Annotated in this window: 22 protein-coding genes and 1 tRNA gene; 12 read left to right on the top strand and 11 right to left on the bottom strand. The window is 67.2% G+C overall.

Annotated elements, in window-relative coordinates; genetic code table 11:
- Positions 1–28: 28 nt before the first annotated feature.
- A complete protein-coding gene (locus AB4879_RS12970; protein ID WP_370507871.1) occupies positions 29–1,051 on the bottom strand; it encodes an iron-containing redox enzyme family protein in 1,023 nt (340 codons plus the stop codon).
- Between the two features lie 60 nt (positions 1,052–1,111).
- Positions 1,112–1,477, bottom strand: coding sequence for a hypothetical protein (locus AB4879_RS12965; protein WP_370507870.1), 366 nt, complete (start codon positions 1,475–1,477; stop codon positions 1,112–1,114).
- Between the two features lie 44 nt (positions 1,478–1,521).
- Between AB4879_RS12965 and AB4879_RS12960 the strand changes: the two genes are divergently transcribed.
- The 3 genes from AB4879_RS12960 (at position 1,522) to AB4879_RS12950 (ending at position 5,594) form a co-directional block, all read left to right on the top strand.
- Positions 1,522–3,192 carry an FAD-binding dehydrogenase gene (locus tag AB4879_RS12960; RefSeq protein WP_370507869.1) on the top strand — a complete coding sequence of 557 codons (1,671 nt, stop codon included), beginning with the start codon at positions 1,522–1,524 and terminating at the stop codon, positions 3,190–3,192.
- 138 nt (positions 3,193–3,330) lie between these two features.
- Positions 3,331–4,059: a hypothetical protein gene (locus tag AB4879_RS12955; RefSeq protein ID WP_370507868.1), complete on the top strand. Its 729-nt coding sequence runs from the start codon at positions 3,331–3,333 to the stop codon at positions 4,057–4,059.
- A gap of 149 nt (positions 4,060–4,208) precedes the next feature.
- Positions 4,209–5,594 (top strand): alpha/beta hydrolase fold domain-containing protein, encoded by a 1,386-nt coding sequence (locus AB4879_RS12950; protein WP_370507867.1) that lies wholly within the window; start codon positions 4,209–4,211, stop codon positions 5,592–5,594.
- A 19-nt stretch (positions 5,595–5,613) separates the two neighbouring features.
- Here AB4879_RS12950 and AB4879_RS12945 read toward each other — a convergent pair whose 3' ends face one another.
- Complete coding sequence (locus AB4879_RS12945) at positions 5,614–6,330, bottom strand: SDR family oxidoreductase (protein WP_370507866.1); 717 nt, start codon at positions 6,328–6,330, stop codon at positions 5,614–5,616.
- A 70-nt stretch (positions 6,331–6,400) separates the two neighbouring features.
- On the opposite strand from AB4879_RS12945, the gene AB4879_RS12940 reads away from it, so the two are divergent.
- Positions 6,401–7,276, top strand: a complete 876-nt coding sequence (locus AB4879_RS12940; protein WP_370507865.1) for a LysR family transcriptional regulator — start codon at positions 6,401–6,403, stop codon at positions 7,274–7,276.
- Positions 7,277–7,350: 74 nt separating this feature from the next.
- Here AB4879_RS12940 and AB4879_RS12935 read toward each other — a convergent pair.
- The 4 genes from AB4879_RS12935 to ponA2 all read right to left on the bottom strand — a co-directional run bounded on the left by AB4879_RS12935 (position 7,351) and on the right by ponA2 (position 12,237).
- Positions 7,351–7,424, bottom strand: a tRNA-Pro gene (locus tag AB4879_RS12935).
- A 241-nt stretch (positions 7,425–7,665) separates the two neighbouring features.
- Positions 7,666–8,784, bottom strand: coding sequence for a PLP-dependent cysteine synthase family protein (locus AB4879_RS12930; protein WP_370507864.1), 1,119 nt, complete (start codon positions 8,782–8,784; stop codon positions 7,666–7,668).
- 25 nt (positions 8,785–8,809) lie between these two features.
- Positions 8,810–9,766: a metallophosphoesterase gene (locus AB4879_RS12925; RefSeq protein WP_370507863.1), complete on the bottom strand. Its 957-nt coding sequence runs from the start codon at positions 9,764–9,766 to the stop codon at positions 8,810–8,812.
- A gap of 38 nt (positions 9,767–9,804) precedes the next feature.
- Positions 9,805–12,237 (bottom strand): transglycosylase/D,D-transpeptidase PonA2, encoded by a 2,433-nt coding sequence (ponA2, locus tag AB4879_RS12920; RefSeq protein WP_370507862.1) that lies wholly within the window; start codon positions 12,235–12,237, stop codon positions 9,805–9,807.
- Positions 12,238–12,529: 292 nt separating this feature from the next.
- Between ponA2 and AB4879_RS12915 the strand changes: the two genes are divergently transcribed.
- Positions 12,530–12,883 carry a WhiB family transcriptional regulator gene (locus tag AB4879_RS12915; RefSeq protein WP_083120837.1) on the top strand — a complete coding sequence of 118 codons (354 nt, stop codon included), beginning with the start codon at positions 12,530–12,532 and terminating at the stop codon, positions 12,881–12,883.
- Positions 12,884–12,922: 39 nt separating this feature from the next.
- Here the strand turns inward: AB4879_RS12915 and AB4879_RS12910 are convergent, their stop codons facing one another.
- The gene (locus AB4879_RS12910) at positions 12,923–14,056 is read right to left on the bottom strand and encodes an ArsA family ATPase (RefSeq protein ID WP_370507861.1); all 1,134 of its coding nucleotides are present in this window, start codon (positions 14,054–14,056) and stop codon (positions 12,923–12,925) included.
- Between the two features lie 55 nt (positions 14,057–14,111).
- Positions 14,112–15,134, bottom strand: a complete 1,023-nt coding sequence (locus AB4879_RS12905; RefSeq protein ID WP_370507901.1) for an ArsA-related P-loop ATPase — start codon at positions 15,132–15,134, stop codon at positions 14,112–14,114.
- Positions 15,135–15,196: 62 nt separating this feature from the next.
- Here AB4879_RS12905 and AB4879_RS12900 point away from each other — a divergent pair, with 62 nt between their 5' ends.
- From AB4879_RS12900 to AB4879_RS12890, 3 genes are read left to right on the top strand one after another with little or no spacing between them, the layout of a single operon-like run.
- Positions 15,197–15,358, top strand: coding sequence for a DUF4177 domain-containing protein (locus AB4879_RS12900; RefSeq protein WP_005138621.1), 162 nt, complete (start codon positions 15,197–15,199; stop codon positions 15,356–15,358).
- The gene (locus AB4879_RS12895; protein ID WP_370507860.1) at positions 15,355–15,810 is read left to right on the top strand and encodes a RidA family protein; all 456 of its coding nucleotides are present in this window, start codon (positions 15,355–15,357) and stop codon (positions 15,808–15,810) included. The genes AB4879_RS12900 and AB4879_RS12895 overlap by 4 nt, the downstream gene beginning before the upstream one ends.
- Positions 15,807–16,607 (top strand): MBL fold metallo-hydrolase, encoded by an 801-nt coding sequence (locus tag AB4879_RS12890; protein WP_370507859.1) that lies wholly within the window; start codon positions 15,807–15,809, stop codon positions 16,605–16,607. Before AB4879_RS12895 ends, AB4879_RS12890 begins: the two co-directional genes overlap by 4 nt.
- 10 nt (positions 16,608–16,617) lie before the next feature.
- On the opposite strand, the gene crp is transcribed toward AB4879_RS12890, so the two are convergent.
- Both crp and AB4879_RS12880 read right to left on the bottom strand, forming a co-directional pair.
- Complete coding sequence (gene crp / locus AB4879_RS12885) at positions 16,618–17,292, bottom strand: cAMP-activated global transcriptional regulator CRP (protein WP_005138643.1); 675 nt, start codon at positions 17,290–17,292, stop codon at positions 16,618–16,620.
- A 100-nt stretch (positions 17,293–17,392) separates the two neighbouring features.
- A complete protein-coding gene (locus AB4879_RS12880) occupies positions 17,393–17,692 on the bottom strand; it encodes a hypothetical protein (protein WP_102809480.1) in 300 nt (99 codons plus the stop codon).
- A 226-nt stretch (positions 17,693–17,918) separates the two neighbouring features.
- Between AB4879_RS12880 and nth the strand changes: the two genes are divergently transcribed.
- The 4 genes from nth to marP are packed head-to-tail and all read left to right on the top strand — an operon-like array spanning position 17,919 to position 21,247.
- Entirely contained in the window at positions 17,919–18,599 is a 681-nt protein-coding gene (nth, locus tag AB4879_RS12875) for an endonuclease III (RefSeq protein ID WP_199190038.1), read from the top strand.
- Positions 18,600–18,621: 22 nt separating this feature from the next.
- A complete protein-coding gene (locus tag AB4879_RS12870) occupies positions 18,622–19,263 on the top strand; it encodes a TlpA disulfide reductase family protein (protein ID WP_102809478.1) in 642 nt (213 codons plus the stop codon).
- Positions 19,264–19,286: 23 nt separating this feature from the next.
- Positions 19,287–20,063 (top strand): CoA pyrophosphatase, encoded by a 777-nt coding sequence (locus tag AB4879_RS12865; RefSeq protein WP_370507900.1) that lies wholly within the window; start codon positions 19,287–19,289, stop codon positions 20,061–20,063.
- A complete protein-coding gene (gene marP / locus AB4879_RS12860) occupies positions 20,060–21,247 on the top strand; it encodes an acid resistance serine protease MarP (protein WP_370507858.1) in 1,188 nt (395 codons plus the stop codon). The genes AB4879_RS12865 and marP overlap by 4 nt, the downstream gene beginning before the upstream one ends.
- Positions 21,248–21,253: the final 6 nt, after the last annotated feature.

Genomic DNA, 21,253 nt, shown 5'->3' with positions numbered 1-21,253 from the left:
CCCCCGCCCCCCCCCCCCCCACGATGCGTCAGCTGGTCAGCGGCCGACGTAGCGAGCTGCGCCCGCTGGTCCAGCACCGCATCAGGTGATCGGCGAGCCGATCTTCCACCATCAGGTGGGCCCGGATCCCGAAGATGACGTCCCGGTCCAGCGCCGGCTCGCGACTCACCAGGTCGCCGACCACATCGGTGCGAACCACCTGCTCGTGCACGGCGTCGGCCTCCACATGCTCGCGGTAGAACTGCGCGCACGTCTCGGGCGCACCCATGCGCTCCATGGCATCGACCAGGCGCCGTGATCCCGGCGACGAGGTGATCTCGGTGGAGGCGAAGTGCCCGATCGCGGCTCCCCGATATGCGCGGTGCAGGCCGAACATCGACATCAGGTTCACCACGGCCAGCGACTCGGCGGGCACCGCGTCGATGTACCCGAGGTAGCTGGCGTCCAGCCCGGCGGCGACCATCAGGTCGGCGAAGAGCTGCTGGTGCGCGTGATCGCTTCTGCCACCGCCGAATTCGTCGAACTCGATGGCGACGAAAGCCGCCTTGGCCAACCCGGTCAACCGGGGGATGGCCCACGCGTGCGGGTCGCCCTCCTTGAGGTGATAGAGCGAGCGATGCACGAAGTATTCCTGCATCTGCTCCCAGGTGCCCGTGCTGCGCAGATAGTAGGACGGGCCTGTGCCGTCGGCCGGTTCGATCGTCAGCTTCGCCATCTCGGCGTCGGCCGTGTCCTCGGGACTGATGTCACCGACATCACGCTGCACAGCGGTCAGGAACATCTCTTCGAGTTGGGCGCGCAAGTGCAGCAGTCCCGGGTTCCACTCCCAACCCGGATCTACGCCGGCAAACCCGCGGTAGTGGAGCTCGTAGCAGACGTAGAGCGCAAGCTGGATGTCGATGCCGTAAGGATCGGAGTCATGCAGCGACGCTTCGATCCGCTGCAGATGGTTGCGCGGCGCACGTTCGGTGAGAAGCTCGAGGACTGCCATCGATACCGGCCCACGAGCTTCGGGGAGGCGCGGTTCTACAACTATGGGAGCAAGCGTCACTGAAAGCTTGTCCCCCTAGAGGCGGGGAGCTAAACCCCGTCTGTCACTTCAGTTGCGGCTTTATTTGTGTGAGCAAGCGGAGATCAGGGCATCGGGGTCGGTGACGCTGACGAGTAGAGATCGCAGAGTCGTCGGAATCCCGACCACCTTGGCCTGCACCGGGGGATCGATGCCCAGCTCGACGACCCCTTTGGACGAGCCGTTCACCAGCCATCGGCCGCGCCAACCGTGCACCCCCCACCCGAGAAAAGGCCCCTTCGCAGGTGCGGCCTCGGTGATCGACGCCAGTGGAATGTCGGCCGAGAAACCCCAGCCCATCGACACGTGCAAGATGCCGCCGACGACCGATACGTCGCAGCGGCCGGGGCCGAGGCCCAGCGGAGCAGCCAGTGGCCGGTACCACCGATCGAAACTGATTTCCGTCATGGGGGGACGATAATTCTCTCTCCACACCGAAGGGCTCAGATCAAATGGATGCAGACGTCATCGTGATCGGCGCCGGCCTGGCCGGTCTGGTCGCCACCCACGAGCTGACCAGCCGCGGTAAGAAGGTGCTGCTGCTCGACCAGGAGAACCAGGCCAACCTCGGCGGCCAGGCGTTCTGGTCGTTCGGCGGCCTGTTTTTGGTCGACACCCCCGAGCAACGTCGGCTCGGCGTCAAGGACAGTCTCGAGCTCGCCTGGGGTGACTGGTCCGGCAGTGCGCAGTTCGACCGGGTCGACGACGAGGACAGCTGGGCGGTGCGGTGGGCCCGCGCCTACGTCGAGTTCGCCGCCGGCGAGAAACGCTCCTGGCTGCTCGGGCACGGCATCAAGTTCCTGCCGACCGTCGGCTGGGCCGAGCGCGGTGACCTCCGGGCCGACGGGCACGGCAATTCGGTGCCGCGCTTCCACGTCGCCTGGGGCACCGGCACCGGCGTGGTCGAGCCGTTCGTCAACTCCGCGCTCGCTGCCGCCGAGCGCGGCCTGGTGACCTTCCGGCACCGGCACCGGGTGGACGAACTGGTCATCGCGGACGGTGTCGCAACCGGCGTACGAGGCACGGTGCTGGCACCCGACGACGCCCCTCGCGGCGCACCGTCGAACCGGGATCGCGTGGGCGAATTCGAATTTCAGGCCCAAGCCGTAATCGTCACCACCGGCGGTATCGGTGGGAACCACGACATCGTCCGGCGCTACTGGCCGCAGCGGATGGGCACGCCACCGGCGTCAATGATCACCGGTGTGCCGGCCTACGTCGACGGGCGGATGCTCGACATCGCCGCCGGCTCTGGCGTGCGACTGGTCAACCGAGACCGGATGTGGCACTACACCGAAGGTGTGCAGAACTGGGATCCGATCTGGCCGAAGCATGCCATCCGGATTCTGCCGGGACCGTCATCGATGTGGTTCGACGCACTGGGCCGGCGGCTGCCCCAGCCGTACCTGCCCGGCTATGACACCTTGGGCACGCTGCGCTATCTACGCACCACTCCGGACATTGCCGGATATGACCACAGCTGGTTCATCCTCACTCAGAAGATGATCGAGCGGGAGTTCGCCCTGTCGGGTTCCGAGCAGAACCCCGACATCACCGGCAAGGACCGCGCAGGGTTCCTCAAGGAACGGTTGTTCAGCAAGGGTGCGCCGGCGCCGGTGGAGGCCTTCAAGCGCAACGGAGCGGACTTCGCGGTGGCCGACGGCCTCGGCGAACTGGTGACCAAGATGAACGCACTGACCGACGAACCGCTGCTGGATGCCGGGCTGATTCGCCGACAGATCGAGGCGCGCGATCTGCAGATGGCGAATCCGTACTCCAAAGACGCTCAGGTACAAGGCATTCGCAACTCTCGCCGCTACATCGGGGACCGCATCGGCCGGACCGCGGCGCCGCATCGGATCCTCGACCCGGCCGCTGGACCGCTGATCGGGGTGAAGCTGCACATCCTCACGCGTAAAACTCTCGGCGGTATCCAGACCGATCTGTCATCGCGAGCCATCGGAGCGGACGGCAAGCCGATCGACGGTCTGTACGCGGCAGGGGAGGTCGCCGGGTTCGGCGGGGGTGGCGTCCACGGCTACAACGCGCTGGAGGGAACGTTCCTCGGCGGGTGCCTGTTCTCCGGTCGCGCCGCGGGCAGGGCGGCCGCAGCAGCACTGTGAGCCGCGACGTTGATGCGTCCAGCCGCCTGAACTGAGGGTTTGCCACGTTGCTGGGCGGATTCGCATTAGCTTAGAAAATCGTAAGTGTCGGTTTGTCGCCCGGCCCGATAGTATGGCGCCATCAGGAAGGGGGCCGTTATGAGCCTTCGTCATACATCGCTTCGGGCGGTGGCTGCGACTTCGTTGTCGCTGGGGGCGTTGTTTGCGGCGGCTGGCACGGGTGCAGCCGCTCCCAATGCGACGGCCGATCAGGGGTCGGATCTGCAGACGTACCTCGACAGCTTGACGAACACGTACAACAACACCATCGGTCGTTCGGTGGATGAGGCTCGCCAGACGGCCCAGGACCAGGCCGCGCAAAACGTCGGGCTCGCCATCGGGGTACCGATCGCCAATGGTGCGATCGGTGGTACCACCGCGGTGGCCGGCAGTGTGGGCTCTGCGCTGGTGTTCTCCGCATTCCAGAGTGGGAACCCGCTCGCGGCCTTGACGGGCGCGGCGGTTCCCGCCGCAGCCTCGGTTCCGGTGGCAGCAGCGGTTCCGGCCGCAGCATCGGTTCCGGCGGCTGCGGTGCCGGCGGCTGCGGTGTTGCCTCCGCCACCGGCAGCCCCCGCGTTGCCACCACCGCCCGCGGCAGCTGCGTTGCCGGCAGCTCCGGTGTTGCCTCCGCCACCGGCATTGGGCCCCATGCCTCCGCCACCGGCGCTCGGCCCGCTGCCTCCGCCGCCCGCGATCGGACCGCCGCCGCTGCCGCCGCCACCCGCGCTGCCGCCGCCGCCGTGGATTCCATTCCTGCCGGGCTCGCCGCCGCTACCCGGCCCGCCCCCGCTGCCTCCGCCGCCGGGGTTACCGCCGCCGCCGTTCTGACGCGGAGCCATTAAGGCTGGACCGTTCGCCGCATGCCGGCGAACGGTTTCTGTCTATGTTCACCTCGCCGGCCACGCCGCAAATCGCGTTGCGACCCGGGCCGTCCTGCTAGTTTCGGCCTAACCACAGCGTCGTCGGGAGGTCGGGCCATGGCAGCAGGCGTGTTCGTCGGGCGAGTCGGTGGGCTTGCCGCTGCCCTCGGGGTGGGTGCGGGCATAGCGCTGGCCGCCCAAGGTGTCGCATGGGCGGACACCGGATCCGCGTCGGACGGCCCGTCCTCGTCGGCGACGTCGACCAAGAACACATCCGCGTCCAGCGCTCGACTAAAGCCTCGTTCAGTGACGAAATCGCAAGCACTGTCGGTGGTTTCGAATCCGGTGCGGATCACGTCCACAGTCCCCGCCCCGAAGACGCCCAACGTCGCGGCGGTGGCAATCTCAGTTCTCGGTGCCACCCGGCGCGACAACCAGGATGCGGTCTCACCGGCTACGGCAACGGCAAAGCCCTCGGCTACAACGTCTTTGGGGGTCAACCCCACCACCGATGCCGTCGCACACGCATCGTCGGCCAGGGTGACACCCAAGGCGGAGGCGGTGTTCGCCGAGGCGGCGCCGCCGGTCGATGAGAATTTGTACAGCGGTCCGCCGCCCACCATTTTCCAGCGCGCGGTGGTGGCCGGCCTGCGGGCCATCAATTTCGTGACCAAGACCTTCAATCTGCCGTTCAGTTTGAGTGGAACCAGCGCGCAGATCCCATTCTTCACCGACGGGAAGCCGGACTTCTTCCTGCTGTCCGGGATCACCGCGCAGAAAACGGAATACGAAGGCATGGCCGTGTGGACGCTGACACCGCGCGACCCCAGCGGCCAGTACGTGGTGGCCATTCACGGTGGCTCGTTCATCGGCCAGATCAGCATCTTCCACTGGTGGACCTACACAGACATGGCCCGCGATACGCACGCGACCATCGTGGTCCCGCTGTATACCCTTGCGCCCGTTGGCAATGCGGCAACCGACATCCCGGTGATGGCCGACTTCATCGACGCGCAGATCGCCGCCCACGGCTCGGACAACGTGAGCGTGATGGGCGACTCGGCCGGTGGCACCATCGCCTTGGCCGCATTGCAGGAAATCGTCAAGCGCGACGGGACCCAGCCGCATCGCCTCCTTCTGCTGGCCCCCGCCCTCGATCTCAGCGACACGTTCCCCAACCCGGTGGACGACCCGCTGCTGGGCAATCCCCACGACGGGCACGACAACAACCTGCTGTCGTGGGCGGGCGATCTCGCCGCGGACGATCCCGTCGTCAGCCCGATCTTCGGCTCGCTGGGCGGACTGGCGCCGACGACGGTGTACTCGAGCTCTCGGGATCTGCTGACCCAGCAGGCGCTGCGGTTGCGTGACAAGGCGACCGCGGCCGGTGCGGACTTCACGTTCGTGCTCAGGAAGGGCCAGTTCCACGACTGGACAATCTTCGCGCCCCTGCCTGACGCCTACCGGGAGCGGGCCGGGATCTATCAGTCGCTGGGCCTGTAGAGCTCGGACGAGCGGTGCGTCAGACCAGCAGCGAACCGCCCTCCACCGTGATGACGGTGCCGGTGCCGAACGTCTGCTCCATGCAGTAGACGTAGGCGAGCACCGCGTCGTCTACCTCACCGATGCGACCCAACGGAATCCGTTGCGCCTCATGGTCGAAGAGCGCACTTCGATCGGCCTCAGCCATCTCGTCCCACAGCGGGGTGCGGATCATCCCCGGTGCGACCGCGTTGACCCGGATCGGGGCGAGTTCGACCGCGAGCGCGGTGGTCAATGCGTTCATCGCTCCGCACAAACTGGATGGGAGCGGGCCGTAGCCGGGGTCCCACGCTGCCGTGCCACTGGTCAACGTGATTGAGCCGCCACTACGCAGTCGAGGGCCGAATATTCGCGCCGCGCTCAAAGCACCGACGAACCGAGTTTGCAGGAAGCCGTTGACGACCGCCGGCGTGAGGTCTGCGAGCGGAACCAATTCGAGTGATTCGCCGGCCGTGTACACCAGATGGTCAAGGTCGCCGACATCGGCGGCGAGCCGGTCGAGGGCCGAGGGGTCCGTGAGGTCGACGGTGGCCCCGCGCGCTCCGGCGGGCAATTCCGCTAGCGCACGGTCGACGCCGGCCTGATGGCGAGACGCGACGTACGGGGTGGCGCCGCGATCGGCCACGGCGTGTGCCACGCCGAGGCCGATGCCGGAGGTTCCGCCGATGACGAGGACGTTGGTGTGCTTCAGACTCATGATTCAACGGTCCGCCGCGCGAGGGCGTACGTCCAAGACTCTCTTCGTCGCCGAGCGATACCCTCGGGGTATGAGCGGTCCCGACCTGGACATGCGCAAGCTTCGATACTTCGTCGCGGTGGCCGAGGAGCGGAACTTCGGGCGCGCCGCCCGCCGGCTGCACATCGCCCAGCCGGTGCTGTCGCGACAGATTCGGGCCTTCGAGGACGAACTCGGCGTTCGACTGCTGATCCGCGACACCCGAGGTACCACACTCACTGATGCGGGCAGCCAGTTGCTGCAGGATGCGCGCTTCTTGCTGTCGGAGTCAAAGGCGTTGCAGGACAGGCTCACCCGAGCTGCGAGTAGCACCCGAGTCGTCAAAGTCGGTGTAATGCCGGGCCTGTTGGCGACCGCGGCCGTGCGGAGCTTCGTAGCGGCAAACCCGGCCCACCGTGCGGAGGTGGTCCCGATCGGTTGGGCCGAACAGCTCGAATCGGTGCGCAACCGCACTCTCGATGTGGTCTACGCCCGTGAGCCCATCGACCATCGCGGGCTCGGGGCTGCGGCGCTCCTCGAGGAACCGCGCGACGCTCTGCTGCCCGCCGACGACCCCCTTGCCCGCCGTCAGTCGGTGCGGCTCTCCGAGCTGGCCTCGTACCGCCCACTGCAGGATCCTGCCCTGATCCCGGAATGGTGCGCCCTCGCGATGCCCGAACACCGCCGCGGTGGTCACCGCATTGCGTCCACCATGGAGGAGAAACTCGAACGCGTCGCCGCACACGAAGGATTCGCGATCCTCCCGCGGTCGGCAACAGCGTTCTACCGGCGGCCCGACGTGTGCGTCGTCCCCATTGAGGATCTGGCACCGGCTCGGGTCACGCTGATATGGGATGCTGCTGTCGCCGATCCGGTCCGCGACGCGTTTGTGACCGCCGCTCTGGCATGCGCGGGTGAAACGGCCTGACCCACCTAGGCCGTTTACGCAAGAGGCCCTGACCGGCTAACCCGGATCAGGGCCACTAGCTGCATCAACTGGAGTCGGGGTGGCGGGATTCGAACCCACGACCTCTTCGTCCCGAACGAAGCGCGCTACCAAGCTGCGCCACACCCCGCGTGAAGCCTCGACAGCGTATCGCACGCGACGGGTGAGAAGCCAAACGGCTTGTCGGGCCCATCGGCGAAGTTCACGGCGTGTCGCGGGATGGATCTGACTTGTCGGTGGCGTTATGGAAACTGACGGCGACACAAATGCGCCGAGCAGCGAAAGGTGGGGCGGATGATGACCGCTTTGGGGGCCGTGGTGTACGGGGGTTTCTTCCTGCTCGCAGCGCTGTGGCTGGTGGTGACCGGCGACTACGACGTCGTCGACGAGCCGGACCAAACCCAGCCGCAGGATCGTTCGAACTCGGCCAGCGCGTCCGCGTGCTCGCCGGGGTTGAGGTTGTGACCCGCTAACCAGTCGGCGTTGTAGTACGTGTCGGCGTAGCGGTCGCCGCTGTCAGCGATCAGGGTGACCACCGAGCCGCCGACACCGGCCGCGACCATCTCGGCCAGCAGGCCGAACGCGCCCCAGACGTTCGTTCCCGTCGAGGGCCCGACACGACGGCCCAATACCCGCGAGACATGATGTGCCGCCGCGATCGACGCGGCATCGGGAACGCTCACCATGCGGTCGACGATCTCCGGCAGGAACGACGGCTCGACGCGCGGACGGCCGATGCCCTCGATGCGCGACGGCGGCCCGGTGACGACGTCGCGGCCGTGCGCGTACGACGGAAAGAACGCCGAGTTCTCCGGGTCCACCACGCACAACTTCGTTTCATGGCGTCGGTACCGGACATAGCGCCCGATCGTGGCGCTGGTGCCCCCGGTGCCGGCGCCCACCACGATCCACGTCGGGATCGGATGGCGTTCGGCACTCATCTGGTCGTAGATCGACTCGGCGATGTTGTTGTTGCCCCGCCAGTCGGTGGCCCGCTCGGCGTTGGTGAACTGGTCCAGGTAGTGGCCGCCGGTCTCCTCGGCGATCCGCTGAGCCGCCGTGTACACCTCGCCGGGCTCGTCGACGAAATGACATCGCCCGCCCTGCGCCTCGATCAGCTTCACCTTGGACGCGCTCGTCGAGGCGGTCATCACGGCGACGAACGGCAATCCCAACAACGCGGCGAAATAGGCCTCGGAGACCGCTGTCGATCCTGAGGACGCCTCGACGACCGTGGTGTGCTCGCCGATCCAGCCATTGCACAACCCGTACAGAAACAGCGAGCGGGCCAGCCGGTGTTTGAGACTGCCGGTGATATGCGTCGACTCGTCCTTGAGATAGAGCGCGATGTCGACGCCACCGCTCCACGACGCCGGCAGTGGATAACGCAGCAGATGGGTGTCCGCACTGCGCCTGCTGTCGGCCTCGATCAGCCGGATGGCGTTGTCCACCCAGCCGCGCGGGCGGGTGTGAGCCGCGATCGACGTCATGGCCGGCTGGAATGGCAGGCGGCGGTCACCGCACCGAGGCGGTGGGGCTGGACCGCACCACGCTTCGCGTCTCGTCGTGGCCGCCGGTCGGTGCGGCCACCAAGGTCAGCAGTGTCGCTTCGGGACGGCAGCAGAACCTGTACGGCGCGAACGGCGATGTGCCGATGCCCGCCGAGACGTGCAGGGCGGTATCGGCGCCCCACCGCGAGGCGCCCTTGACGCGGGACCGGTCCAGATCGCAATTGGTGACCAGGGCACCGTAGAACGGCAGGCACAACTGTCCGCCGTGGGTGTGGCCGGCCATGATCAGCTGATAACCGTCGGCGGCGAAGCGGTCCAGCACCCGGGTGTAGGGCGCGTGTGCGACACCGAGGGTCAGGTTGGCCGCAGGCGACGGCGGCCCGGCGATGGTGTCGTAGCGGTCCCGGCCCAGATGCGGGTCGTCGACGCCAGCGGCGGCGATTGTCAGCCCGGCCACCTCGAAGTCGCGGCGGTTGTGGGTCAGATCCAGCCAGCCACGCTCGGTGAACGCGGCGCGGAGGTCCTGCCACGGCAGCGGCTTGCCGTGGATACGACCGTTGCTGTCGTACAGGTACCGTGCGGGGTTCTTGAACTTCGGGGCGAAGTAGTCGTTGCTGCCGAACACGAAAACACCCGGCACCGACAACAGGTCCCCGACCGCCTGCACCACCGCGGGCACGGCCTTCGGGTGCGACAGGTTGTCGCCGGTGTTGACCACCAAATCGGGCTCCCAGCGGGCCAGTTCACGCAGCCAGGCCTGCTTGTGCCGCTGCGACGGGCGCATATGGATATCGCTGAGGTGCAGCACCCGCAACGGGGTGGAGCCGGGCGACAGCACCGGCATGGTCACTTCGCGGACGACGAACGCGTTGCGTTCGATCACCGTGGCATAGCCGACCGCAAGCGCGGCCGAGCCGGCGGCCACGAGGGCGGACGACTTCACAGCGGACGGCACAGCCATAACGGCAAGAATACTGCCCCCGTCCGCCCTTCACCCGATCATGGTGGCGGCGGAGGCGGCGCCAGCAGCGGAACGGTGATCGGCGGGAGTCCGGGGATCTCGACGACGGTCTGCCCGAACGGCGCACCGTCGAGCCCCGGTATCGGCGGAGCCCCAGGCGGAGGCGGCGGCGGGGCAGGCGGTATGCCGTTGCTGATCTGGATCGTGATGATCGAGCCGGGAATCGTCTGCCCGCCCGGCGACGTGCCGACCACCGTGCCGGCCGGCGATGTGCTGTTGACCGGGCTGGCCTGGTCGGCCACCTGGAAGCCGGATTCCTTCAGGCGGGTCCGCGCCGCGTCCTGGGTCAGGCCCGACACGGTCGGCACCCGGGAGCCCGGGCCGCCGTCGACGTAGCGCGGATCGGTGGGCGGGAGCGCGACGTCGCCGAAGTTCGTCGCGATCGGCTTCATCGCCGTGAACCAGGTCTTGGCCGGTTCATTACCGCCGTAGAGGTTGCCGTCGCCGCACTGCCGCAGCGGGAAGGAACACAGATCGGACGGGGAGGTGGAGTCGTCGTAGATATAGGCGGCCGCCGCGTAGCGGTTGGTGTAGCCGAGGAAACCCGAGGACCGATGTGCCTCGGTGGTGCCGGTCTTGCCCGACGTCGGCAGGTCCCAGCCCACCGAGCGGGCCGACGCTGCCGCGGTACCGCTGACATCGTCCTTGCTCAGCGCGTTGGACAGCGTGTTGGCCAAGCCTTCCGGCACCACCTGATCGCAGGTCTCGGTGGTGACCGAGACCTCGTTGCCGTTGCGGTCGTAGAGCTTGTCGACGGGGTTGGGCGGGCACCAGGTGCCACCGGAGGCCAGCGTGGCCGCGACGTTGGACAACTCGAGCGCGTTGACCTGAATGGGGCCCAGCGTGAACGATCCGAGATTCTGCCGCTTGATGAAGTCGGCGAGGCTCTCGTTGGTGTCCGGATCGTACGGACGCGCGGTACCGGGCTCGGCGTAGGAACGCAGGCCCAGTTTGACGGCCATATCGACCGTGCGCTGCACACCCACCTGGGAAATCAGCTTTGCGAACGCGGTGTTGGGCGACTGGGCCAGCGCATCGGTGACGCTCATCGATCCGCGGTAGTTGCCGTCGTTCTGCACACACCAGGTGTCCCGTGGGCAGCCTTTGGCGCCGCCACTGCCGAGGCCTTTCGCCTCGAAGCGCGAGGGGGCGTCGAGATTGGCGTTGATACCCATGCCCATGTCCAACGCGGCGGCCGTGGTGAAGATCTTGAAGATCGAGCCCGCACCGTCACCGGCGAGCGAAAAGGGTTGCGGCTGCATGGTTTCCCCGACCGCGGAGTTCAGACCGTAGGTCCGGTTACTGACCATCGCGACCACCGGGTGGGAGTCCTTGCCCGGCAGCACGACGCTCATCACGCTGGCGATGCCGTTGATATCCGGCGGGGCAAGCGCGTCGACGGCGCTCTTCACCGAATTCTGCACATCGGGGTCCAGCGTGGTCTTGATCAGATAGCCGCCGCGGGCGAGCTGGTCCTTGCTGATGCCGGCCCGCGCGAGGTACTCCTGCACGTAATCGCAGAAGAACGCGCGGTCGCCGGCGGCGATGCAGCCGCGCGGCAGTTCATTCGGCTGCGGCAGGATGCCCAGCGGTTCCTGCTTGGCGGCCCGCAGCTCATCGGCCTTGCCCGGGACGTTGTCGATCATCGTGTCGAGCACGAGGTTGCGGCGCGCCAGGGCGCCGTCGGGGTTGGTGTACGGGTTCAGCGCGCTGGTCGACTGCACCATCCCGGCCAGCAGTGCGGCCTGCTGCCAGTTCAGCTGGGAGGCGTCAATGCCGAAGTAGGTCTGGGCGGCGTCCTGGATGCCGAAGGCGCCGTTGCCGAAGCTGACCAGGTTCAGATAGCGGGTCAAGATCTCAGCTTTGGTGAACGTCTTGTCCAGCGTGAGCGCCATCCGGATCTCCCGCAGCTTGCGGGCCGGCGTGGTCTCCACGGCCGCACGCTTCTCGGCGTCCGTCTGGGCGATCACCAGCAGCTGATAGTTCTTGACGTACTGCTGCTCGATCGTGGAGCCGCCGCGGGTGTCGACATCGCCGGAGGCGTAACCGGCCAAGCCGGTGAGCGTGCCTTTCCAGTCGACACCGTTATGTTCGGCAAATCTCTTGTCCTCGATGGACACGATTGCCAGCTTCATGGTGTCGGCGATTTTGTCGCTCGGAACCTCGAAGCGACGTTGCGAGTACAGCCAGGCGATGGGGTTGCCCTTGGCATCCACCATGGTGGTCACCGCGGGCACTTCGCCCTCGACCAGCTGAGCCGAGCCGTTGGCCACCACATCGGAGGCGCGGTTGGAAATCAGTCCCACCCCGCCGACCACGGGAAATAGGAGCGCCGCCAGTATCACGCTGGCCAACAGGCAGCACCAGGCCAGCTTGATGATCGTGGCCCCGGCTGGCGGGCGTTCCGACATGAGCTACAGAGTAACGAGAGACCGGGACGGGTCTTGCGCAGCGTCCCTCGGCCTACGAGGATATCGACGGTATTTACGCGATAGTCAGAAAATGCCAGTTCATGATCGGTCTGGACGGTCGTCCCAAAAAACCTGTGATTCAACTGTTGCGCAAAAGATACCTGACCACCTAACTTAAACAGACAGTGCGATACAGGTAACACTCCAAGTCGCAATGTGGCGTAGATCGCATACGCGGCCTACACCAGAAGATTGTCAGCCGCAGACAGCGGCCGGACGAAGGGGACCGTCGGTGTCAGGTATTCGGACCGCTGTTCGCAAGCCAAGCGCAGCGCTTTTGCACGGATCCATCCCAGGTGCGGACGGGGAAGCCCGGATCGCGTGGGTTTCGCGAGCTTTGTGCCGGTCAACCGACCCCGATGAGCTATTCGTCCGCGGCGCCGCCCAGCGCAAGGCCGCGGTCATCTGCCGTCACTGTCCGGTCATGGCCGAGTGTGGCGCGGACGCGCTCGACAATCGGGTGGAATTCGGTGTGTGGGGCGGCATGACGGAACGTCAGCGTCGCGCACTGCTCAAGCAGCACCCCGAAGTGGTGTCCTGGTCGGAATTCTTCGCCGCGCAGCGCAAGCACCGCAGCGTCAGCTAATTTTCGCGAGGAGTCCCGGCCGAGCGGCCGGGACTCTCTTTACGCGGTTTCTCCCGTGATCTGATCGGCGATCGCCTGCAAGGCGTCGAGATCCGACACATCGAACGGCAACGAGGGCACGCCCACCACCGGAACATGCGGATTGGCGCCCGTGAACCGCGACAACAACCGCACCTCCCGCTTGGCGGTCTGCGCCCGGTCGGCGTGGATCTGCAACACCGCCGCCGCAAGTTGGTTCCCGTTGTCGGGGCCGGCTGCTTCCAACTCCTCGATGCCGTCGATGGCGCGCTCCACGGTGAGCGAGGACAGCGTCGGGTGGGTGCGGTTGAGGATCAGCCCCGCCAACGGCATGCCCTCCGTCGAGAGCCGGTCGACGAAGAATGACGCCTCGCGAAGCGCATCCGGCTCGGCCGCCGACACCACCACGAACTGAGTGCCGCGGCGCTTGAGCAACTCGTAGGTGCGGTCCGCCTTCTCGCGGAAACCGCCGAACGTCGAATCCAGCGATTGCACGAATGCCGAAGCGTCCGAGAGCATCTGCGAACCGAGGATGGTCGACATGGCCTTCATCGCCAGGCCGACGACACCGGTCACCAGCTTGCCGAAGCCCCGGCCGGGCGCCAGGAGCAACCGCCACAGGCGGCCGTCCATGAAGCTGCCGAGCCGCTTCGGTGCGTCGAGGAAGTCCAAGGCGTTGCGCGACGGCGGGGTGTCCACCACCACCAGATCCCAGCGGTCCTGCCCGAGCAGCTGGCCGAGCTTCTCCATGGCCATGTATTCCTGCGTGCCGGCCAGCGATGTGGCGACGGTCTGATAGAACTGGTTGTCCAGAATCGACTGTGCGCGTTCGGATCCCGAGTATTCGACCACCATCTCGTCGAACGTCCGGCGCATGTCGAGCATCATCGCGTACAGCTCACCGCTCACCTCCGGAGCCAGCGGTACCCGCTGCGGCGTGTTGCCGAGCTCCTCGATTCCCAAGGCCTGCGCCAGCCGCTTGGCGGGGTCGATGGTCAGTACCACGACGGTGCGGCCGTATTCCGCGGCGCGCAACGCCATCGACGCGGCGGTGGTGGTCTTGCCGACGCCACCGGCGCCACAACACACCACGACCCGGTTGGACTTGTCGGCCAGGATCGACTTCATGTCGAGTACTGGGGGCGCGGTGCTCATCGCTTCACTCCGATTGTCGTCGTCACGTCCGTCTGATGTGCCCTCTTCGCATCACTCATCGGACACCTTGCTGCGCAAGCGTTTCCGCCAACTCGTACAGACTTCCCAAATCCACCCCGTCGGCGATCGTCGGGAGCTCCAGGCGTGGAACCTCCAGACGGTCGAGTTGCTCAGCGCTCTCGGAGCGGGCCTTGATCCGGCTGGCGTGCTCGATGGTCTCCGTCAGCAGGCCGGCGAAGTCGTCGTCGGCCAGATTGATGCCCACCTTGTCGAGGCCGGCGCGCACCGCGTCGGCATCGATGTCGCCCTCGGCGGCCTTCGCGAGGTCGGCGGCGGGCAGGAACGGCGGGATGTTGCGGTTCACGATCACGCTGCCGATGGGCAGGCCGAGTTCTTTGAGTTCCTCGATGGCCTCGATGGTCTCCTGGATCGGCAGCGCCTCGAGCAGGGTCACCAGATGGATCGCGGTCTGCTCGGAGTGCAGCAGCTTGACCACGCCGTCGGCCTGCGAGTGCACCGGGCCGCCCTTGGCCAGGTCCGAGACGGCCTTGGTGACGTCGAGGAACCGGGCGATCCGGCCGGTCGGAGGAGAGTCGACGACGATCGCGTCGTACGCCGGGCGCTTGTTGCGGTCCAGTCGCACCACCGACTCCTTGATCTTGCCGGTGAGCAAGACGTCCCGCAGGCCCGGCGCGATCGTCGTCGCGAACTCGATGGCACCGATCCGGCGCATCGCCCGGCCGGCCAGGCCGAGGTTGTAGAACATGTCGAGGTACTCCAGGAACGCCGCCTCGATGTCGACAGCCAGCGCGTTGACGTGGCCGCCGCCCTCGGCGGTGGCGATCTTCAGCTCCTCGTAGGGCAGCGGCGGAACGTCGAACAGCTGCGCAATGCCTTGCCGCCCTTCAACTTCCACGAGCAGCACCCTGCGACCGCCCGCGGCCAGGGTCAGTGCGAGCGCCGCTGCGACCGTGGTCTTGCCGGTACCGCCCTTGCCGGTCACGAAGTGCAGACGCGCCTTGGTCAGACGGGAGGGCCAGGCCAGAGAGCTGCCGTCGCTCGATGTGGTCGCCATCAGTGCATGCTAGCCAAGCCCCTGTGGGCCCCGGCGGCAAAGGGAGCGAGCGATAGGCTTCGGTCATGAGTCAACCCACGACATGGGAATACGCCACGGTTCCGCTGCTGACCCACGCCACCAAGCAGATCCTCGACCAGTGGGGCGCCGACGGCTGGGAACTGGTCGCGGTCCTCCCCGGCCCTACCGGTGAACAGCATGTCGCGTACCTGAAGCGCCCCAAGTGACCCCATCCCAGCGGTTGGCCGAGCTCGGGCTGACCCTGCCGACGCCCGCCAAGCCGCTGGCGGCGTACGTGCCCGCGGTGCGGACCGGCAACCTCGTCTACACCTCCGGCCAGCTGCCGACCGAATCGGGCAGCCTGATCCACACCGGCAAGGTCGGCGCCGAGGTGACCGCCGAGCAGGCCAAGCAGGCCGCGCAGGTGTGTGCGCTGAACGCACTGGCCGCGATCGACGCGCTGGTGGGCCTCGACAAGGTGACGCGGGTGGTCAAGGTGGTCGGGTTCGTCGCGTCGGCGCCCGGCTTCACCGGTCAACCCGGTGTCATCAACGGCGCCTCGGAGTTCCTGGGTGAGGTGTTCGGCGAGGCCGGCACGCACGCCCGCTCCGCGGTCGGAGTATCCGAGCTGCCGCTGAACGCGCCGGTGGAGGTCGAACTCATCGCCGAGGTGGAATGACCCATCCGGCGTACGGGATTCTGCGGCCGGTGACCGACACGGCCTCGGTACTGCTGTGCAACAACCCGGGGATCATGACGCTGGACGGCACGAACACGTGGGTGCTGCGCGGGCCCGGCAGCGCCGAGATGGTGATCGTCGACCCGGGTCCCGACGACGACGAGCACATCGACAGGCTCGCCGAGCTCGGCACCATCTCGCTGGTGCTGATCAGTCACAAGCACGAGGACCACACCGGTGGCATCGACAAGATCGTCGACCGGACCGGAGCCGTGGTGCGCTCGGTGGGCAGCGGGTTCCTGCGCGGGCTCGGCGGACCGTTGAGCGATGGTGAGGTCATTGACGCCGCCGGCCTGCGGATCACGGTGATGGCCACCCCCGGACACACCGCGGACTCACTGTCGTTCCTGGTCGACGATGCCAGGGGCAAGCGCAGCGCCGGGAAAGGTCCGGTGCTGACCGCCGACACGGTGCTCGGCCGTGGCACCACCGTCATCGACGACGAGGACGGCAGCCTGACCCAATACCTGGATTCGTTGCGCCGGCTGCAGGGGCTCGGGCCTCGCACGGTGCTGCCGGGGCATGGCCCCGACCTCGACGACCTCGAAGCCGTCACCACCTTGTATCTATCGCACCGCGAAGAACGGCTCGAGCAGGTTCGCCAGGCCCTGCGGGCGCTCGGTGCGGACGCCACCGCGCGCCAGGTCGTCGAACACGTCTACACCGACGTCGACCAGAAACTGTGGGACGCCGCCGAGAAATCGGTGCGCGCCCAGCTGGACTATCTGCGCGCGTGATCAGCGGGCTCTAGCGTGCTCGCCGCGCCAGCCGCTCGCTGTCGCTGATCAGCACACTCTTGCCCTCCAGGCGGATCCAGCCGCGGTGGGCGAAATCGGCCAGGGCCTTGTTGACCGTCTCGCGCGAGGCGCCCACCAGCTGGGCGATCTCCTCTTGGGTGAGGTCATGGGTGACCCGCAGTGCGCCGCCCTCCTGGGTGCCGAATCGCTGAGCCAGCTGCAGCAGCTGCTTGGCGACCCGCCCCGGGACGTCGGTGAAGATCAGGTCGGCAAGGTTGTTGTTGGTGCGGCGCAGGCGGCGGGCCAACACCCGCAGCAACTGCTCGGCGATCTCCGGCCGGTCGGCGATCCACGCCCGCAGCGCATCACGGTCCATGGAGACCGCGCGCACCTCGGTGATCGTGGTGGCGCTGGACGTCCGCGGCCCCGGGTCGAAGATGGACAGTTCACCGAACATGTCCGACGGACCCATGATTGTCAGCAGGTTTTCCCGGCCGTCCGGGGAACGGCGGCCGATCTTCACCTTCCCGGAGATGATGATGTACAGCCGGTCGCCGGGCTCGCCCTCGGCGAAGACCGTATGCCCCCGCGGGAAGTCAACCGGCTGAAGCTGTTTCGTCAGCGCGGAAACAGCGCTGGGTTCAACTCCCTGGAAGATTCCGGCCCTCGCCAGGATCTCGTCCACGTCGCCCCTCTTAAACTCTTCGGTGATATGAAATGCGCAGGCCAGCTGTGTGGCTGGGCAAGGTCAGTCTAGTGGTTGCCGGTCTTTCGACGTGCCAACGCTACACACGATTGGCGTATTGAGTCCGGTGAAATTGCGGATTGGGACGTGGGTAGGCATGTGAGCGCGTGGGCAAACCGGGCTCGTCATCGCTGCGCCGGACCGGTGTTTCGGCCCGTCCGGACGCGGGTTCGGCGTGCGGCGCAACCTGTGCGGCCGGCGTCGTGGCAGCCCGTTCCAGATATTCGGTGACCTCGTCGGCGGCGGTCCGATCGACACGCAAGGCCTCTTCAAGTCTTTGCAACCCGAAGGTTGAAAGCATCAAAAGCCCGGGGACGCATACCGCGAGCAACCAGGTCACGGGGGAAAGTAAACACGGGCAAGGTCTCAGCGGGATCACGAATTGTCACCGGTCGGTCCGCAGCTCGGCGTACCCCAGTCAGTACCCTTGCATCGTGACCACGAACAGCCCGTCAACCAGGCGCAAGACCGGTGGCGGCGCTGCGACCCCGCCGGCCGCGAGCACGGCGGAAACAAAGAAGTGGGACTCCGAAACCCATCTGGGTCTGGTGCGGCGCGCCAGGCGGATGAACCGCACCTTGGCCACGGCGTTTCCGCATGTGTATTGCGAGCTCGATTTCACCAACCCGCTCGAACTGACCGTCGCCACCATCCTGTCGGCGCAGTCCACCGATAAGGGCGTCAACCGCACCACGCCGGCGTTGTTCAAGAAGTACCGCACCGCCCGCGATTACGCGCAGGCCGACCGCGCCGAACTCGAGGAGCTGGTCCGTCCCACCGGCTTCTACCGAAACAAGGCCAATTCGCTGATCCGGCTGGGCCAAGAACTCGTCGAGCGGTTCGACGGTGAAGTGCCGCGCACCCTCGACGAATTGGTGACGCTGCCCGGCGTGGGCCGCAAGACCGCCAACGTGATCCTCGGCAATGCCTTCGACATCCCCGGCATCACCGTCGACACCCACTTCGGGCGGCTCGTTCGCCGTTGGCGGTGGACCGCCGAGGAAGACCCGGTCAAGGTGGAACACATCGTGGGCGAACTGATCGAGCGCCGCGAGTGGACGCTGTTGAGCCATCGCGTGATTTTTCACGGCCGCCGGGTCTGCCACGCCCGCAAGCCGGCCTGCGGTGTGTGCGTCCTGGCCAAGGATTGCCCGTCGTTCGGGCTCGGGCCCACCGATCCGCTGATCGCCGCGCCGCTGGTCAAGGGTCCCGAAACCGAGCATCTGCTGGCCCTGGCCGGCCTCTGACGTTGCGGCCCGAACTGCACTGATGACGACGTCGACCCGCTGGACGCTGGTGGTGCTCGCTGTGGCGGCAGCCCTGATCGTCGCGTTTGCCCTCGAGCTCGGTGACACCCCGCCGGGGTCGGGCGGGTCGCCGGGCGCCCCGGTGTCGCGGACCCACCGCGACGCCGACACGCCCGAGGCGCTGGCCGAGCCGCGCCGGCGCGCCGACCTGCCGCCGTGTCCGGCCGCAGCCGACAACCCCGGCCCGAAGGAGTTGCGCGGCATCGTCGTCGAGTGTGCCGCCGACGGCGCACAGGTAGATGTGGCGCGCGCGCTGGCCGGCCGCACGGTGGTGCTCAACCTCTGGGCCTATTGGTGCGGGCCGTGCGCCGACGAACTGCCTGCGATGGCGGACTACCAGCGTCGAGTCGGGCCGGACGTTGCCGTGGTGACCGTGCATCAGGACGAGAACGAGGCGGCCGGCCTGCTGCGACTGGCCGAGCTCGGCGTGCGGCTACCCACCCTGCAGGACGGCCAGCGCCGGATCGCCGCGGCATTGGGAGTGCCCAACGTGATGCCTGCGACCGTCATACTGCGCGCGGACGGTAGCGTTGCCAAAATCCTGCCGCAGGCGTTCACCAATGCCGACGAGATCGCTGCTGCGGTGAAGAATGCAGTGCAGTGACGACAGACGAGAGAGACGCGCCGGTGACCCAGGGTTTCCCCCGCTCGGCAGGCTCGGGCGCGCTCACCCCGGAGTATCGGCCGCCGTGGCTGGCGCCGCTGGTCGACAACGTCGACCTCGTTCCGCATGCCTATCGCCGCAAGGTTCCGCCTGAGCTGCTGGCAGCGGTTGTCGAAGCTCGCGGAGCCGATACCAATGCGCGCGACGCCGCCGTGCTCGTGCTGTTCTCCGGGCCGAGCGCCGGTCACACCGACGGGCAGTTGCCCGATGACGCCGATCTGTTGCTCACGGTGCGGGCCGGCTCGCTGCGCCACCACGCCGGCCAGGCCGCGTTCCCCGGTGGTGCTGCCGACCCGGGAGACGACGGGCCGGTGGGCACCGCGCTTCGAGAAGCGCAGGAGGAGACCGGCATTGACCCGGATCGCCTCCATCCGCTCGCCGTGCTGGAGCGAATGTTCATCCCGCCCTCGGGTTTTCACGTCGTACCGGTGCTGGCCTACTCACCGGATCCGGGGCCGGTTGCCGTCGTCGACAGCGGTGAAACCGCACTCGTCGCGCGAGTTCCGGTGCGGGCGTTCATCAATCCTGAGAACCGGCTGATGGTTTACCGGACGGGAGCTGGACGCGGGCTGGCGGGGCCGGCGTTTCTGCTCAACCAGATGTTGGTGTGGGGGTTCACCGGACACGTAATCTCAGCGATGCTCGATGTGGCCGGTTGGTCGCAACCGTGGAACAGCGAAGACGTCCGGGAGTTGGACGAGGCCATGGCGCTCGTCAGAAGCAGTGAGGAGCCCCTGTGACGAGTTCGCAATGGCTGGACATCGCCGTACTGGCGGTGGCCTTGGTGGCAGCCGTCTCCGGCTGGCGGTCCGGGGCCCTGGGCTCGATGATGTCGTTCGTCGGCGTGATCCTCGGCGCCATCGCCGGAGTGATGCTCGCTCCCCACATCGTCAGCCACATCAGTTCGCCGCGGGCCAAGCTGTTTGCCGCCCTGTTCCTGATTCTGGCGCTGGTGGTCGTCGGTGAAGTGGCCGGCGTGGTCCTCGGCCGGGCGGTCCGCGGCGCGATCCGCAACCGCGCCGTCCGCACCGTCGACTCGGTGATCGGCGTCGCGGTGCAACTGCTGGTGGTGATGGTCGCGGCGTGGCTGCTCGCCAGCCCGCTGACGTCGTCGGATCAACCGAACCTGGCAGCCGCCACACGCGGCTCGAAAGTGCTTGCCGAAGTGGACAAGTACGCACCCGAGTGGCTCAAGGCGGTGCCCAAGCGAATGTCGGCACTGCTGCGCACCTCCGGTCTGCCGGATGTCCTGCAGCCGTTCGGCCGCACTCCCATTCAGGCCGTGGACGCCCCCGACGCATCGCTGGCCGACAGCCTGGTCGTCGGCAATGCGCGTGCCAGCGTGGTGAAGATCCGCGGTGTCGCCCCCGGCTGCCAAAAGGTGCTGGAGGGCACCGGTTTCGTGATCGCCCCGAACCGGGTGATGTCCAACGCGCACGTGGTGGCCGGATCGGACAGTGTCACCGTGGAAGCCGAAGGGCAGACCTACGACGCGACCGTGGTGTCCTATGACCCCAACGAGGACATCTCGATCCTGGACGTCCCGAATCTGCCGCAACGCCCCTTGGTGTTCGCCGACCAGCCGGCCAAATCCGGCACCGACGCGGTGGTCCTGGGGTACCCCGGTGGCGGCGAGTTCGCGGCCACTCCGGCGCGGGTGCGCGAGACAATCGAGCTCAACGGACCGGACATCTACCGCACGACGACGGTCAACCGCGAGGTCTACACGATCAGAGGGACTGTGCGCCAGGGCAACTCGGGCGGACCGATGATCAACCGGGCGGGCCAGGTACTCGGTGTGGTGTTCGGCGCCGCGGTGGACGACAACGACACCGGGTTCGTGCTGACGGCCAACGAGGTGTCGCGGCAGCTGGCCAAGATCGGCAACACCGCCAAGGTGCCCACCGGGGCCTGCGTCACCTAGCGGTGT

Origin of the sequence: Mycobacterium sp. SA01 (assembly GCF_041287105.1) — a bacterium.
Classification (GTDB): domain Bacteria; phylum Actinomycetota; class Actinomycetes; order Mycobacteriales; family Mycobacteriaceae; genus Mycobacterium.
The sequence above is the reverse complement of the archived record's forward strand: the minus strand, read 5'-3'. Positions and strand labels throughout refer to the sequence as shown.

Coding starts and splice junctions, on each gene's coding strand:
- AB4879_RS12965 (WP_370507870.1), bottom strand. CDS start 1,477: ATGACGGAAATCAGTTTCGATCGGTGGTACCGGCCACTGGCTGCTCCG.
- AB4879_RS12960 (WP_370507869.1), top strand. CDS start 1,522: ATGGATGCAGACGTCATCGTGATCGGCGCCGGCCTGGCCGGTCTGGTC.
- AB4879_RS12955 (WP_370507868.1), top strand. CDS start 3,331: ATGAGCCTTCGTCATACATCGCTTCGGGCGGTGGCTGCGACTTCGTTG.
- AB4879_RS12950 (WP_370507867.1), top strand. CDS start 4,209: ATGGCAGCAGGCGTGTTCGTCGGGCGAGTCGGTGGGCTTGCCGCTGCC.
- AB4879_RS12945 (WP_370507866.1), bottom strand. CDS start 6,330: ATGAGTCTGAAGCACACCAACGTCCTCGTCATCGGCGGAACCTCCGGC.
- AB4879_RS12940 (WP_370507865.1), top strand. CDS start 6,401: ATGAGCGGTCCCGACCTGGACATGCGCAAGCTTCGATACTTCGTCGCG.
- AB4879_RS12930 (WP_370507864.1), bottom strand. CDS start 8,784: ATGACGTCGATCGCGGCTCACACCCGCCCGCGCGGCTGGGTGGACAAC.
- AB4879_RS12925 (WP_370507863.1), bottom strand. CDS start 9,766: ATGGCTGTGCCGTCCGCTGTGAAGTCGTCCGCCCTCGTGGCCGCCGGC.
- ponA2 (WP_370507862.1), bottom strand. CDS start 12,237: ATGTCGGAACGCCCGCCAGCCGGGGCCACGATCATCAAGCTGGCCTGG.
- AB4879_RS12910 (WP_370507861.1), bottom strand. CDS start 14,056: ATGAGCACCGCGCCCCCAGTACTCGACATGAAGTCGATCCTGGCCGAC.
- AB4879_RS12900 (WP_005138621.1), top strand. CDS start 15,197: ATGAGTCAACCCACGACATGGGAATACGCCACGGTTCCGCTGCTGACC.
- AB4879_RS12890 (WP_370507859.1), top strand. CDS start 15,807: ATGACCCATCCGGCGTACGGGATTCTGCGGCCGGTGACCGACACGGCC.
- nth (WP_199190038.1), top strand. CDS start 17,919: ATGAACCGCACCTTGGCCACGGCGTTTCCGCATGTGTATTGCGAGCTC.
- AB4879_RS12870 (WP_102809478.1), top strand. CDS start 18,622: ATGACGACGTCGACCCGCTGGACGCTGGTGGTGCTCGCTGTGGCGGCA.